Below are 15,388 nucleotides of genomic sequence, written 5' to 3'. Positions count from 1 at the left end.
AAATTTAAAATTTGAGTCAAAATTTTTATCTTTCTAAATAAACTCAATATCTATTATATTATTCAATCTACAAAACATAAGAAATAAAAATTTCAAAAATTATTGGAAATAACTAAAAATACAATACAGTTAATTATTCAATTTTAATAATATTAAGAATTTTGACTTATGTGTTATAAAATATTTATTGAAAAAATAGTAATAATTATTTTTCAAATTCAAGAACTTTATGAGTTTTTTCATAATCTAGATTTAAAAAAATGGGGAACTATAACTCTTATTATAATAGGTAAAATGTTACTTTTTACTATATTTCTAATAATTTTAGAATTTATTTTTAATAGAGGTGTTCGTTTTATAGGTAGAAGAATTGTAAGTTCTACTCATTTTGTTTGGGACAATATTTTATATGAAAATAAAGTTTTTGATAGCTTAGCGCATTTTTTTCCGTTATCTATTGGTTTAATATTAATTGAACCATTTTTTAATGGATATCATACTATTATCATTTATTTAGAAAAAATATTTGATATATTATTCGTTCTAATTGTTTTACAATTTTTAATTCGAGTAGTAAATTCTATTATGAGAATAGCTACAAGTGAAAATAACCACCAAACAATAGCAGTTCGTTCTTTCTCTCAATTACTGAAAATCATATCTATCATATTTTGTATTTTAGTTATTATTGCTATTTTAACAAAAAATGATCTCATTACTGTTTTAACCAGTTTAGGAGCTATAACAGCATTTGTAATTTTAGTCTTCAGAGATACAATCCTCGGATTTGTTTCAGGAGTACAGATGGCATCCACAAAAATGATCAAAGTAGGAGATTGGATCAGAATTCCTAAATATAATATAGAAGGAACAGTTACTGAAATTAATTTAACTTCAGCTAAAATAGAGAATTTTGATAAAACTATTACTAGCGTACCTACTTATGATTTAATTTCCACAGCTGTTACTAATTTTGAATTTATGCGTCAAAAAAATATACGTAGAATCAAAAGATCTATATTGTTTAATATACAATCTTTTCATTTTTGTAATTCAGATAAATTAAAAAAATACCAAGATGTTTACTTAATAAATAACTATATACAAAAAAAACAAAAAGAAATAGATCTTTTCAATAGAGAAAAGAATATTGATATCAGTGTAAATATTAATGGAAGAAGATTAACAAATATTGGTCTTTTTCGTCAATATGCATTGGAATATTTATCACAACATCCAAAAATATCGCAATCAGAGACTTTAATGGTTAGACATTTAGAGCCTACACCTTATGGTTTACCTGTAGAATTATATTGTTTTACGAATACTTCTGAATCTATTAAATACGAACAAATACAAGCTAGCGTTTTTGATCATTTATTAACAGCAGCAAAAGAATTCGATTTAGAAATTACACAAGTAACTAAGACTAAACAAGAAATTTTAAAAGAATGGTAAGATTAAGTGTTAATTTAAATAAGATTGCTACATTGAGAAATGCAAGGGGAGGAAACATTCCCAACGTATTACAGGTAGCAAAAGACGTTCAAATGTTTGGTTCTCAAGGGATTACAGTCCATCCGCGTCCTGATGAAAGACATATTACATATAAAGATGTTTATGATATAAGCTCTGTAATGACGACAGAATTAAATGTAGAAGGGAATCCTATTCATAAATTTATGAAATTAGTGTTAGACGTGAAGCCATCACAGGTAACTTTAGTTCCTGATTCTGATGATGCAATAACGTCTAATTCCGGATGGGATACTTTTTTATATCAAGACTTTTTGACTGAAAAAATTCATATATTAAAAAATCATGGAATTCGTACTTCTATTTTTCTAGATCCAAAACCGGAATTAGTTTCATATGCCGCTAAAACAGGAGCAGATAGAATAGAATTATACACTGGATATTTTGCCATAGGATATGCAAAAAAAAAATGGAATTGTATTGATCCTTATATTGATACAGCAAAAGAAATTGTAAAAAATCATATGTTGATTAATGCTGGACATGATTTAAATTTAGATAATGTTTCTTTTTTAATTGAAAAAATCCCGAATATATCAGAAATATCGATTGGACATGCTTTAATACACGAATCTATATATATGGGATTGGAAAATACAATACAAAGTTATTTGAAAAGAATTCATATACAAAACAAAAAATGATACTGCATTCTAAAATTTACGGATCTGGTTCTCCTATTTTAGTTTTTCATGGTTTATTTGGAAATGGAGAAAATTGGATTTCTTTCGCTAAAAAATTTGATAAGTTTTATCAAATTCATCTATTAGATATTAGAAATCACGGAAATAGTTTTTGTTCCGAACAAATGAATTATGATCTTATATCAAAAGATATGTTAGAATATATCTATTATTATGAATTAAATCATCCTATATTATTAGGACATTCTATGGGAGGAAGGGCAGTTATGAAGTTTTCTCTAAAATATCCTATGATTCCAAAAAAAGTGATAATTGTAGATATAAGCCCTAAGGTTTATGTAAATACAAATCAGGAAAAATTAATCCATATTTTAAAAAAGGTAGATTTTAATGTTATTAATAATAGAAAAGATTTAGACTTTTTTTTAAAAACATGGATTTCTGATTTAAAAATCAGATCATTTTTTTCTAAATGTACTAAAAGACATAAAAATGGAAAACTATGTTTTTCTTTTTCTTTATTAAATATTGAAAAGAATTATGATTCTTTAATTCATCAAGAAATAAAAAATGGTTCATACCATGGCCCTACATTATTTTTGCGAGGAGAATTTTCAAATTATCTTCTTTCTAAAGATTATAATTGCATACAAAAGTTATTTCCAAAATCTAAAATTTCTACTATTAGAAAATCCGATCACTGGGTTCATATAGACAATCCTACTGAATTTTACAAAAAAATAAATTTTTTTTTAAACGAGATATAATTTATGTATATTTTTGAAATAAAAATTTATGATTTTTGATCTTGATATGATTCGAGATTTTTATACAAATTTTTTGTATAAAATTGAAAAAATTCGAAATGTTATAGACACCCCTATGACTTATTCGGAAAAAATTTTGTATTCTCATTTAGGTGGAAATATAGAAGAAAATTTAAAGTCTCTAAATTTTAGAGATAAATATTACATGGATTTTTTACCTGATCGTATTGTAATGCAAGACGCAACAGCTCAAATGACATTGCTTCAATTTATGCAAACTAAAAAATACAAAACATTTATTCCGACTTCTGTTCATTGTGATCATCTCATATCTGCTAAATATGGATCGGATTTAGATTTAAAAAATGCTATAAAAAAAAATAAAGAAATTTATGATTTTCTTAGGTCCGCATCTCATAAATATGGAATAGATTTTTGGGGTCCTGGATCAGGAATTATTCATCAGGTTTTTTTAGAAAATTATGCATTTCCTGGAGGGATGATTATAGGAACAGATTCTCATACTCCTAATGCTGGAGGATTGGGTATGATTGCAATAGGAATTGGTGGATCTGATGCGGCTGAAGTTATGTCTGGATCATTTTTAGAATTAAAATTTCCTAAAATAATTGGAGTGAATTTAATAGGAAAAATTAATGGATGGACTTCTCCTAAAGATGTGATATTAAAATTATCCGGAATGATCGGAGTTTCAGGAGCTACTAATCATATTATTGAATATTTTGGAAAAGGAATTGATAATATTTCTTGTGTTGGAAAAGCAACTATATGTAATATGGGAGCAGAAATAGGCGCTACAGCATCCTTATTTCCTTATGATGAAAACATGAAAGATTTTTTGAATAAAAATGGAAGAAATCAGATATCTATAATGGCAGAAAAAATAAAACATTTTTTGAAAGCAGATCCAGAAGTTTATCAAAAACCATGGAATTATTATGATAAAGTAATAAAGATAGATTTAAATGTTTTAGAACCACATATTAATGGTCCTTTTACTCCAGATAAAGCTACACCTATTTCTAAAATGAAAGAGGAAGCAGCTAAAAACAATTGGCCCACCAAAATTGAGGTAGGATTAGTTGGGTCATGCACAAATTCTTCTTATGAAGATTTGTCAAAAGCAATATCAATTATTCAGCAAGCAAAAAAGAAAAAATTGAAAATTAATTCAGAATATATGATATCGCCTGGATCTAAAAAAGTTTATTCTATTATGAAAGAAAAAGGATTTTTATCTAGTTTTAAAAATATTGGGGCTAAAATTTTCTCTAATGCTTGTGGCCCTTGTATAGGTCAATGGGTTAGAAAAGGAAATAAAAAAAACATTGAAAATACAATCATTCATACTTTTAATAGAAATTTTTCATCTCGTAATGATGGAAATCCAAAAACACATGCTTTTATAGCTTCTCCAGAAATTGTTACTGCCTTGGTTTTTTCTGGAGATTTGACATTTGATCCTAGAAAAGATATGTTAAAAAATGAAATAGGAGAGTATGTAAAATTCGAAGAACCTAAATCAATAGAAATACCTGAAAAAAATTTTAATCCAGAAGAATTAGGATTTGAAAGCTTTTCAAAAAAAGAAAATAGAAAAGATTTATCTGTGATTATAAAAAAAAATTCTAAAAGGTTACAAATTTTGTCTCCATTTTTATCATGGGATAGAAATCATTTTCTTAATATTAGACTTCTAATTAAAACTAAAGGAAAATGTACTACAGATCATATTTCCATGGCGGGAACATGGTTAAAATATAGAGGGAATCTTGAGAAAATCTCTGAAAATTTATTAATGGGAGCTGTAAATGCTTTTAATCATGAAAAAAACAAAATAAAAAATATTGTAACAGGAAGTTACGAAACCGTTTATGACGTTGCTAAATTTTACAAATTTAGAAATATACAAACCTTGATTGTAGGAGAGGATAATTATGGAGAAGGTTCTTCAAGAGAACATGCAGCTATGGAACCTCGTTTTTTAGGAGTACGTGTAGTTCTTGTTAAATCTTTCTCTAGAATTCACGAAACTAATTTGAAAAAACAAGGAATTTTAGCTTTAACTTTTTTAAATCCTGATGATTATGAAAAAATTCAAGAAGAAGATATATTTCATTTTTATATAAAAAATATATGTCCTAGTAATAAAAGTATAAAAGTTGAATTAATTCATAAAAATGGAGAAAAAGAAAAAATCATAGTTTATCATTCTTATAATGAAAAACAAATTCAATGGTTTAAATCTGGTTCTTCCTTAAATTTCATGAAAAAATAATATACTATGAAAATTATAAAAATTTTTTTGATAAAAATTATCAAATTGTACCAAATAGGAATATCTCCATGGATAGGAAATAATTGTAGATATATACCAACTTGTTCAAGTTACATGATTTTATCATTAAAAAAATGGAATTTTTTTAAAGCTATTTTCATAAGCATAATAAGAATTATTAAATGTAATCCGTGGGGGCCATCGGGTTATGATTTTATAAAATAAAAATATTTATATCATGAAAACATTAGAATATATTAATTGGGATCCTGTTTCCAAATTTAGTTTATGGAAAGGTTTTTTTATTCATATTTATAGTCTAATGTTTGTAATTTCTTTTTCATTAGGATGGTATATCATGAAGTATTTTTATCAAAATGAGAACATACATAAAAAACATTTAGAGCCTTTATTTATCTGTACTTTTTTTGGAACTCTTATTGGAGCAAGGTTAGGTCAAGTTTTATTTTATGATTTATCATATTTTTCAGATCATTGGATTGAAGCCTTACTTCCTATTAGAGAAAACAATCATAATTCTTTATTAGGATTTATAAAAGGTTATGAATTTGTCGGATATAGAGGTTTATCTAGTCATGGTGCAACTATGGGGATTATTTTATCTAGTTTTTTTTATAGCAAAATAATTTTAAATGAAAAATCTTTTATCTGGCTATGTGATAGATTATGTATTCCTGTATCAATATCTGCTGTTTTTATTAGAATAGGAAACTTTTTTAATTCTGAAATAGTAGGAAAACCATGCAATGAAAAATTGCCTTGGGCAGTAAAATTTGTACAAATGGATACAGAATATGGAGAAATAGTCCCCAGACATCCTGCTCAAATTTATGAATCTATTAGTTATCTATTGATTTTTTTGTTACTTTTCTATTTCTACAGAATAAGAAAAAAAAATTGTGATGGATTTTTATCCGGTATTTTTTTTATTTTACTTTGGTCTGCGCGTTTTTTTCTAGAATTTGTCAAAGAGCCACAAGGAGAAGAATTTATTAACTTTTTATCTATAAATACAGGACAGTGGCTTAGTCTTCCTTTTATTATTTTTGGATTTTTTCTTATTAATTTATCAAAAATTAAAAAATATTTTTTTTCATTATGAAAAAAATCAACATTTTTTATTCTTTGGTAATAATAATTATATGTTTTTTTATAAAATCTTCTGAAAGAATTTGTTATAATTCTGACATGTTTTTAGATATAGGAAATTTACTAGAAATAGAGTTCATTAAAGATGGAGAACTTTATTTGAAAAATGATAATTATATCATAAAAAAAATAGATGTGGAATTAGCATATCGAGATGCAGAAAAAAGAAATGGATTAAAGTATCGGTCTTTTTTAAAAGAAAATAGAGGCATGTTATTTTTACTGAAAAATCAAGAAGAATATAAACAAATAGATATGAAAAATGTACGAGTTCCTTTAGATATTGTGTATATCAATCAGTTGGATACTGTTGTTTTTGTGAATAATAACGTAAGCCCTATGAAAAATATAGAAACTATAAACTTTCCTTCAACTACAATTAAATATATTTTAGAAATCAATGCTGGTATGTCGAATAAATGGGGTATTAAAGAAGGAGTTACAAAAATTACTTGTCTTTTAAAATTGAATAATTAATTCAAAAACTGTCTTATCTTGTATAATTATAAAATTATAAAATTATTATGGTTTTTATATCTGAAAAAGCTAAAAATAAATTAATTTCTCTTATGAAAAGAGAAGGATTATCTCATGATGTTTCTTTTGTTAGATTTGGAGTTAAAACTGGAGGCTGTTCAGGTCTATCTTATGAATTAACTTTTGATAAAAAAAAACAAGAAGGAGATCGACTTTTTCAACATGAAGAAATGAAAATACTTGTAGATCAAAATAGTATTTCTTACTTAGAAGGAACAACATTAGAATATTCAGATGGATTAGATGGAAAAGGATTTTATTTTAAAAATCCTAAAGCAAAACATACTTGTGGTTGCGGAAAAAGTTTTTCATCATAATGAAAAAAAATAATAAAATTCTGGAAAATTTTACTGAATCTGAATACAAGTACGGATTTTATACTCCAATAGAATCATATAAAATTCCAGTAGGATTAAATGAGGAAGTCATTCGTAAGATTACAGAAAAAAAAAAGGAACCTACATGGATGTTGAATTGGAGATTAGAATCTTATTCTATATGGAAAAAAATGGATCCCCCAAAATGGGCGAATATAAAATACCAGGTTCCAGATTTTCAAAAAATAAGTTATTATTCTGCTCCCAAAAAAAAAATAGATTTAGATAATTTAGAAGAAGTAGATCCAGAATTGATAGATACATTCAATAAATTAGGAGTTCCTATAAAAGAAAGAAAAATTCTTTCAGGTGTAGCAACAGATATAGTATTAGATTCCGTTTCTTTAGCTACTACATTTCAGAAAAAATTGAGAGATAAAGGTGTTATATTTTGTTCTATTAACGATGCTTTAATAAAATATCCAGATATTGTAAAAAAATATTTAGGTTCAGTCGTTTCAAAAAAAGATAATTTTTATGCGGCTCTAAATTCAGCTGTATTTTCAGATGGTTCTTTTTGTTATATCCCAAAGGGAGTCCGTTGTCCTATGGAATTGTCCACATATTTTCGTATTAATGAAAATAAAACAGGTCAGTTTGAAAGGACCTTAATTATCGCAGATAAAGATTCCTATGTAAGTTATTTGGAAGGGTGCACTGCTCCACAAAGAAAAGAAAATCAATTACATGCAGCGGTCGTAGAAATTATAGCTTTGGAAAATGCTGAAATTAAATATTCTACCGTTCAAAATTGGTTTCCTGGAAATAAAAAAGGAGAAGGAGGAATTTTTAATTTTGTCACAAAACGTGGTTTGTGTGAAAAAGAAGCAAAAATATCTTGGATACAAGTGGAAACAGGATCTTCAATTACCTGGAAATATCCATCTTGTATTCTTAAAGGAGATTTTTCTATGGGAAAATTTTATTCTTTAGCTTTAACTAAAGATTTTCAACAAGCAGACACGGGAACTAAAATGATACATATAGGAAAATATACTAAAAGTGTTATTATATCGAAAGGAATTTCAGCTGGAAAAGCTCAAAACAACTATAGGGGATTGGTAAAAATAGCGCCTAAAGCGGTTTGTTCTCGTAATTTTTCTCAATGTGATTCTTTATTGATTGGAAATCAATGTGGAGCTCACACTTTCCCATATATTCATGTATATAATTCTAATTCTAAAGTTGAACATGAAGCGACAACTTCAAAGATTGGAGAAGATCAGATTTTTTACTGCAATCAACGAGGAATAAATGTAGAAAAAGCAATTTCCTTAATTGTGCATGGTTTTAGTAATGAGGTATTGAAAAAGCTTCCCATGGAGTTTGCCGTAGAAGCTCAAAAACTTTTGGAAATTTCTTTGGAAGGATCTGTTGGGTAAATATAGTAAAAATTATGTTAAATATAGAAAATTTACATGCTTCTATAGAGAAGAAAAAGGTTCTTAGAGGAATTAATTTAAAAATAAATGCAGGAGAAAGTCATATTATTATGGGGCCTAATGGTTCTGGTAAAAGTACTCTTGCTTCTATAATAGCAGGAAAGAAAGAGTATAAAATAACTGAAGGAAATATTTATTTTTTAAATCAAAATTTAAAAGATTTTTCACCAGAAGAACGGGCTCATTTGGGTATTTTTCTCTCTTTTCAACATCCAATAGAAATACCAGGAGTTTCCATTGTGAATTTTATTAAAACAGCGATTAATTCCACTCTTGAAGCAAGAAATATCAAAAAAATGTCTGCTAAAGACATTTTATTAAAAATAAAGGAAAAGTCTTCTTTATTAAATATTGATAAAAATTTTTTTTATCGTTCTTTAAATGAAGGGTTTTCTGGAGGAGAAAAAAAACGTAATGAAATATTTCAAATGATGATGTTAAATCCTTTGTTATCTGTTTTAGATGAAGTTGATTCAGGTTTAGATATAGATGCTTTACGTGTAGTTGCTAAAGGAATCAATGCTTTCAGAAATAAAAAAAATTCTGTTTTAATTATTACTCATTATAAAAGATTATTAGATCATATTTTTTCAGACTATATTATACATGTTTTATACAATGGAAAAATTGTTCGATCAGGAGATCAAAAATTAGCTGAAAAATTAGAAAAAAAAGGATATGATTGGATAGTCAAAAATCAAATATAAAAGAATTATTTAATTTTATAATTAAATGCAGTTAAGAGAAAAAATAGCTTTATTAATTAATAAATTTTCTTCTGAAAAAAAAAGAGACTCTTACATGTCTTTTTCGAAACAAAAACATTCTGATTTTTTTCACAAAAAAGGATTTCCTTCTTCTATAAATGAAGAATGGAAAAATACGGATATTGAATCAATTCTTAACCAAGATTATAACGTTTGTCCAGAAAATAAAAAAATAAAAAATATAGAACGTGAAAAAATAAAAAAATTAACTATTCTTAAGGATAAAAAATCTTTTATTTTGATTTTTATAGATGGAAAATATAACCCTCATTTTTCTTACGTTCATGCAAAAAATGCGATATTAGCAAATATAGCATCTATAAAAGATGATGAAATTGAAAATTATTATGATAAATTATCATATCAATATGATGTATTTTACACTTTAAATACAGTATTGTCAAAAGATGGTGCATATATTTATATTCCTAATAATGTTTTTTTAGAATATCCTATAGAAATATTGCATATTTATACAGGGATTGAATCTAAGATTATGTTCAATAATAGAAATTTGATTGTGGTCGGAGAACATTCTTCTGTAAAAATTATAGAACATTATAAGTGTTTAAGTAAACATTTATCTTTTATAAATTCTGTTAGCGAAATTTATGCTATGAATTATAGTATAATTGATTACTATAAAGTGCAAAATGATTCAGTAGAAACTTCGATAATAGATAATACATTTGTAAAACAAAAAAAAAACAGTAAATGTACCGTTTATACTTTTTCTCTTCAAGGAAATTTTATAAGAAATAATTTAAAGTTTTATTCTAACGGAGAAAAAACTTATTCTTATTTATACGGAATCTCTCTTTTATCAGGAAAACAATTAGTAGATCATCATACTTTAATCAATCATTTATGTTCGGATGCTTATAGTTTTCAATTGTACAAAAATATTTTATGTGAAAAATCTAAGGGAATTTTTAATGGAAAAATAATTGTAAATGAATTGATAAAAGAAATAAATGCTTTGCAAAAAAATCATAATATTATTCTTTCTAATGAAGCATGTATATATGCTAAACCTCAATTAAAAATTTATTCTGAGTATGTAAAATGTTCACATGGTTGTACCGTGGGTAATATTCAAGAATCTGAGTTATTTTATCTTCAATCAAGAGGAATTTCTGAAAAAAAAGCTAAAATGTTATTGTTATTCTCTTTTTTAGAGGAAATGTTGATCCCTATTCATATTTTTGAATTGAAAAAATTTATACATAAAAAAATCAGAAAAAAATTAGATAAACATTTATAAAATATATGTTTTCAGAAAAAGAAATACAAAAAATAAGAAATCAATTTCCTATTTTAAAAGAAAAAATATATTCTAATCCTTTAGTTTATGTAGATAATGCGGCTACAACTCAAAAACCTTTACAAGTAATTCAAGCATCTCAAAACTATTATTCTACTATGAATTCTAATGTTCATAGAGGATTACATTATCTTAGTCATAAAGCGACTCTATATGTAGAAAATGTGAGAAAGAAGATTCAAAAATTTATTCATGCGAAACATTCTTATGAAATTATATTTACGAAAGGAACTACAGAATCGATTAATTTAGTAGCTTCTAGTATGGATTCTTTTATAAAAAAAGGAGATGAAATTATTATTTCTTGTATTGAACATCACTCAAATATTGTTCCATGGCAAATTCTTTGTAAAAAAAAAGGAGCTATTTTAAAAATAATATCCATTTATGAAAATGGTTTTTTAAAATTAAAAAACTTTGAATTTTTAATTTCAGAAAGAACGAAAATAATATCTATTAGTCATATATCTAATGTTTTAGGGATTATTAATCCTGTTAAAAATTTTATTGAAAAAGCTCATGAATATGGAGCTTTAGTTTTAATTGATGGGGCTCAAGTTCCTTCTAATCTAGATTTAGATGTACAAGATTTAAATGTTGATTTTTATGTTTTTTCTGCACATAAGATGTATGGACCAACTGGGATTGGGATGTTATATGGAAAAGAGAAAATATTAGAAAAGTTAGATCCTTATCAATTTGGAGGAGAAATGATTAAAAATGTAAGTTTCAATAAAACGACTTATTCAGATTTACCGTTTAAATTTGAAGCAGGAACTCCAAACATAGAAGGAATTGTTGTTTGGGGGGCCGCTATAGATTTTGTTAATGAAATAGGCGTATCAAATATTGAATCTTACAAAAAAAAGCTTTTAATGTACGCTGTTAAACGTTTAAGTTCAATAGATGGAATTCAATTGTATGGATATGAGGAAGGAAGAAATATTGATAAAAAATCAAGTATTATTTCTTTTAACTTAGATAAGTTACATTATTTTGATGTTGGAAGTATTTTAGATCGTTTAGGAATTGCGGTTAGAACTGGTCATTTATGTGCGCAACCTCTTATGAATTTTTTTAAAGTTACAGGAATGATTCGTGTTAGTTTCTCCGTATATAATACTTTAAAGGAAGTAGATTATTTATTTAAATGCATTTTAAAAGCGAAAAAAATATTGCTAAAGAATTAAAATTATTATGATATATGCTATTGTTAATATAAAAGATAAACAATTTAAACTTATTGAAAATCAATATATTTATGTACCTCATTTTTGTGAAAATGTAGGAAAAAAAATAATATTAAATCAAGTTCTTTTATTTTATAAAGAAGAAAAACTTTTTTTAGGAAATCCTTTTTTAGAAAAAATCAGTGTGAAAATAGAAATTTTACAACATATAAAAGGAAAAAAAATTCTTATTTTTAAGAAAAAAAGAAGAAAAGGATATCAAGTCAAAAATGGATTTAGACCTTTATTTTCAAAAATAAAAATAATTTCTTTTTTAGAAAAAAAACAATAAAATAATATGGCTCATAAAAAAGGTTCTGGAAGTTCTAGAAACGGAAGAGATTCGATAGGAAGAAGATTAGGTGTTAAAATATACGGAAACCAATATGTAAATTCTGGTAATATCATAGTTCGTCAGCGAGGAACAAAACATCATCCTGGAAGAAACGTAAAAATGGGGAAAGATCATACTTTATACGCAATCAAAAACGGTTATGTTTCTTTTAAAAAAGTGAAAAAAAATAAATCAATTGTTTCTGTTATAGAAACTAAGACTGGGTAGTTCAATTAGGATAGAACAACAGTTTCCTAAACTGTAAGTTGTGGGTTCGAATCCCTCCCCAGTTACAACAAAAAATAAAAATAAAATGGTCCCAGCTGGACTTGAACCAGCGACCCCCTGATTATGAGTCAGGTGCTCTAACCATCTGAGCTATGAGACCTAAAAAAGAATGTAATCTGTGCAAGTTTACAATATTATTTCCCCTATTACAAATTTTTTAAAAGTTTTTTCATTTTATACTTTGTTTTACAAAAAAAATAAGTTGTTTTTAATTCAATTAATTGATGAAATTATGAGAGAAATGAGCTTGATTAGAAATAAAAAATTGTCTTCAATATTTTTTATGGAAATATCAGAAATTCTTAATGAGGAAATTCGTTGTAGTCAAAGTGCAAATAAATTTTTGGTGACTTTGATGAAAATACATATTACTCCTGATATGAACTTAATCAAAGTATATATTAGCATTTATCCTTTTTTAGATAAAAAAATGTTGAGATCTATCCGTTCTCAATCTAAATTTTATAGAAAATTACTCTATAAGAGGATGAGATATCGTGTGAAAAAGATTCCAAAATTGGATTTTTGTCCAGCTATACAAATACAAAATCTAATAGATTAGTTTTTGAAAACTTCTTTTTATATATCTATGCGTTATTTTTTTTCTAAGAAAAGAACTAACGTTGTTAATATTATTGTTTTTTTATCAATTTTATCTATTGGAGTCTCTACATTTTCTCTATCTACAATTCTATTTGTTTTTTCTGGATTAGAAAAATTAAATAAAAATTTTTATCAAATTCATTATCCTGATATTACTATTTCCTATTTTAATGAAAAAGATTTTTTTATTGATGATAATGTTTTAATAAAAAAAATAAAATCTATACAAGGAATTTTATCTTTTTCTAAAACTATGGAAAAAAAAGTTTTTTTACGTTATAACAATCATGAATATTTTATTATTTTAAAAGGAGTAGATATGGAATATGAAAAAGTAATGAAAAAATTTAAAAAAGTAAGTTTAAAGAATAATAGATTTGATTCTCTAAATATATATGTGGGATGGGCCTCTATGATTTCATATTTTCCAATGTTATTATATCATGTAACAAATATACCTATACAAATATTTATTTTAGATTATAGAAAAAATTCTTTGGATTCATTTTTTCTGAAAAAAAAAGTTTTTATAAAAGGAATTTTTCATTTCAGTCCTAAAATAGATAATAAATATTTGTTTTGTGATTTGTCTGAACTTCAAAACATAATGAAAAAAAAAGTTTTCCATGTATTAGAAATAAAGATTCGTGATAAATATAATACACATAATTTAAAAAATATTTTATCCCAAAAATTAGGTAAAAAATTTAATATAATAACACGTACAGAAAGAGAAAAAATTTTTCATAAAATTCTAAATACAGAAAAAATATTTATATATTTTTTGTTTACATTAATGACACTAATCACTGGATTTAATTTATTTAGTGCTATTCTCATTTTACAATTAGATAAGTTGAAAGAACTTTTTATATTGTGGAGTATGGGATTTTCTTTGCAGAAAATAAAGATGATATTTTTCTATATAGGATTTATGATTACTATTTTTGGTTGTTTAAGTGGCTTATTTTTATCTTATATTATTTCTTCAATACAAGAAGAATATAAAATATTTAAAATTGCAAAAAAAATACCTTTTCCTATTAAAATTACAGTAGAAGATTCTTATATGGTTATATGTATCATTTTAATAATAGGATCCATCATATCTTTTTCTTCTTTAAAAAGAATTAATAACATGATTTTTTATAAATAATACGTTTTTAAAGGTTCAGATGCTTCTACATTAAAAAATATTTCTTTTGCTTCTTTTTCAAATTCTTTAATATTAGGAAATCTGTTTGAATAATGTCCTAACAATAATTTTTTTACTTTAGCTTTTTTAGCTATATGTGCGGCTTGATTCGCTGTAGAATGTCCTGTGTTAATAGCTCTATTTTCTTCTTTTTTTAGAAAGGTAGATTCATGATATAATAAATCTACATATTTGATATGCTCGATTATCGGTAAATAAAAGGAAGTGTCTGAACAAAAAGCGTAAGATAATATTTTGGGTGGATCAAATGTTAATCTATAATTAGGAATAATTCTTCCATCATGAGTTTCAAAATCTTTTCCTAATTTTAGATTTTTATAATCTACAATTTTAATATCAGGTATTTTTTTAATTTCTTCTATATTTAATTTTCTATTACTAGGTTTTTCTTTAAAAAGAAATCCATTTGCATAAATTCTATGTCTCAATGGAATGGAAAAAACTTCTATTTTTTCATTTTCCATGATTTTTTCGAATTTTTTAGATGATAATTCTATATGATCTATACAATATCTAAGTCTGGTATAAGACCATTTAAAATGAACATCTATGATTTCTTTTAATCCTTTTGGAGCGTAAATACTTACTGATTTTTCTCTACCTAATAAATGAAACGTAGATAATAATCCAATCAATCCAAAAAAATGATCTCCATGTAAATGAGATATAAATATGTGTATTATTTTATTAAATTTTATTTTTGCTTTTCTTAATTGAACTTGTGTCCCCTCTCCACAATCAATAAGAAAAGAAAAGCCTTTCATTTCCAATATTTGAGCAGTAGGATGAAATATATTTGTAGGAATGGAAGAATGACATCCTAAAATAGTTAATGAAGGTTTTTTTATCATGAAA

At 25.3% G+C, this 15,388-nt stretch carries 17 protein-coding genes and 2 tRNA genes; 17 read left to right on the top strand and 2 right to left on the bottom strand.

Features of this window, described 5'->3' with window-relative positions; translation table 11 throughout:
- The first annotated feature begins 168 nt into the window (after positions 1–168).
- The 15 genes from H0H74_RS03100 (at position 169) to H0H74_RS03030 (ending at position 12,719) form a co-directional block, all read left to right on the top strand.
- The gene (locus H0H74_RS03100; RefSeq protein WP_185849225.1) at positions 169–1,458 is read left to right on the top strand and encodes a mechanosensitive ion channel family protein; all 1,290 of its coding nucleotides are present in this window, start codon (positions 169–171) and stop codon (positions 1,456–1,458) included.
- On the top strand, positions 1,452–2,180 hold the full coding sequence (locus H0H74_RS03095; protein ID WP_185849224.1) for a pyridoxine 5'-phosphate synthase: 729 nt from the start codon (positions 1,452–1,454) through the stop codon (positions 2,178–2,180). Before H0H74_RS03100 ends, H0H74_RS03095 begins: the two co-directional genes overlap by 7 nt.
- Positions 2,177–2,947, top strand: coding sequence for an alpha/beta fold hydrolase (locus H0H74_RS03090; protein ID WP_185849223.1), 771 nt, complete (start codon positions 2,177–2,179; stop codon positions 2,945–2,947). The genes H0H74_RS03095 and H0H74_RS03090 overlap by 4 nt, the downstream gene beginning before the upstream one ends.
- A 28-nt stretch (positions 2,948–2,975) precedes the next feature.
- On the top strand, positions 2,976–5,246 hold the full coding sequence (locus H0H74_RS03085) for an aconitate hydratase (protein ID WP_185849222.1): 2,271 nt from the start codon (positions 2,976–2,978) through the stop codon (positions 5,244–5,246).
- A 6-nt stretch (positions 5,247–5,252) separates the two neighbouring features.
- Positions 5,253–5,471, top strand: coding sequence for a membrane protein insertion efficiency factor YidD (yidD, locus tag H0H74_RS03080; protein WP_185849221.1), 219 nt, complete (start codon positions 5,253–5,255; stop codon positions 5,469–5,471).
- Between the two features lie 13 nt (positions 5,472–5,484).
- Positions 5,485–6,369, top strand: a complete 885-nt coding sequence (gene lgt / locus H0H74_RS03075; protein WP_185849220.1) for a prolipoprotein diacylglyceryl transferase — start codon at positions 5,485–5,487, stop codon at positions 6,367–6,369.
- Complete coding sequence (locus tag H0H74_RS03070) at positions 6,366–6,893, top strand: DUF192 domain-containing protein (protein WP_185849219.1); 528 nt, start codon at positions 6,366–6,368, stop codon at positions 6,891–6,893. The genes lgt and H0H74_RS03070 overlap by 4 nt, the downstream gene beginning before the upstream one ends.
- A 47-nt stretch (positions 6,894–6,940) precedes the next feature.
- A complete protein-coding gene (locus H0H74_RS03065; RefSeq protein WP_185849218.1) occupies positions 6,941–7,270 on the top strand; it encodes a HesB/IscA family protein in 330 nt (109 codons plus the stop codon).
- On the top strand, positions 7,270–8,712 hold the full coding sequence (gene sufB / locus H0H74_RS03060; protein WP_185849217.1) for a Fe-S cluster assembly protein SufB: 1,443 nt from the start codon (positions 7,270–7,272) through the stop codon (positions 8,710–8,712). Before H0H74_RS03065 ends, sufB begins: the two co-directional genes overlap by 1 nt.
- A 14-nt stretch (positions 8,713–8,726) precedes the next feature.
- Positions 8,727–9,479, top strand: coding sequence for a Fe-S cluster assembly ATPase SufC (sufC, locus tag H0H74_RS03055; RefSeq protein WP_185849216.1), 753 nt, complete (start codon positions 8,727–8,729; stop codon positions 9,477–9,479).
- Positions 9,480–9,504: 25 nt separating this feature from the next.
- On the top strand, positions 9,505–10,803 hold the full coding sequence (sufD, locus tag H0H74_RS03050) for a Fe-S cluster assembly protein SufD (protein ID WP_185849215.1): 1,299 nt from the start codon (positions 9,505–9,507) through the stop codon (positions 10,801–10,803).
- A gap of 5 nt (positions 10,804–10,808) precedes the next feature.
- Positions 10,809–12,053, top strand: coding sequence for an aminotransferase class V-fold PLP-dependent enzyme (locus tag H0H74_RS03045; protein ID WP_185849214.1), 1,245 nt, complete (start codon positions 10,809–10,811; stop codon positions 12,051–12,053).
- 7 nt (positions 12,054–12,060) lie between these two features.
- Complete coding sequence (gene rplU, locus H0H74_RS03040; protein ID WP_185849213.1) at positions 12,061–12,384, top strand: 50S ribosomal protein L21; 324 nt, start codon at positions 12,061–12,063, stop codon at positions 12,382–12,384.
- A gap of 6 nt (positions 12,385–12,390) precedes the next feature.
- Entirely contained in the window at positions 12,391–12,654 is a 264-nt protein-coding gene (gene rpmA / locus H0H74_RS03035; RefSeq protein WP_185849212.1) for a 50S ribosomal protein L27, read from the top strand.
- Positions 12,645–12,719: transfer RNA gene (locus tag H0H74_RS03030), tRNA-Arg, on the top strand. The genes rpmA and H0H74_RS03030 overlap by 10 nt, the downstream gene beginning before the upstream one ends.
- Before the next feature lie 21 nt (positions 12,720–12,740).
- Here H0H74_RS03030 and H0H74_RS03025 read toward each other — a convergent pair.
- Positions 12,741–12,814: transfer RNA gene (locus tag H0H74_RS03025), tRNA-Ile, on the bottom strand.
- A gap of 18 nt (positions 12,815–12,832) precedes the next feature.
- Between H0H74_RS03025 and H0H74_RS03020 the strand changes: the two genes are divergently transcribed.
- Both H0H74_RS03020 and H0H74_RS03015 read left to right on the top strand, forming a co-directional pair.
- A complete protein-coding gene (locus H0H74_RS03020; protein ID WP_238784093.1) occupies positions 12,833–13,276 on the top strand; it encodes a ribosome-binding factor A in 444 nt (147 codons plus the stop codon).
- Between the two features lie 3 nt (positions 13,277–13,279).
- Complete coding sequence (locus H0H74_RS03015) at positions 13,280–14,473, top strand: ABC transporter permease (RefSeq protein WP_185849211.1); 1,194 nt, start codon at positions 13,280–13,282, stop codon at positions 14,471–14,473.
- Here H0H74_RS03015 and H0H74_RS03010 read toward each other — a convergent pair.
- Positions 14,464–15,381: a ribonuclease Z gene (locus H0H74_RS03010; RefSeq protein WP_185849522.1), complete on the bottom strand. Its 918-nt coding sequence runs from the start codon at positions 15,379–15,381 to the stop codon at positions 14,464–14,466. The two genes, H0H74_RS03015 and H0H74_RS03010, sit on opposite strands and share 10 nt — an antisense overlap.
- Positions 15,382–15,388: the final 7 nt, after the last annotated feature.

It is taken from the genome of Blattabacterium cuenoti (assembly GCF_014251315.1).
Taxonomy (GTDB): Bacteria; Bacteroidota; Bacteroidia; order Flavobacteriales; family Blattabacteriaceae; genus Blattabacterium; species Blattabacterium cuenoti_AJ.
The sequence above is the reverse complement of the archived record's forward strand: the minus strand, read 5'-3'. Positions and strand labels throughout refer to the sequence as shown.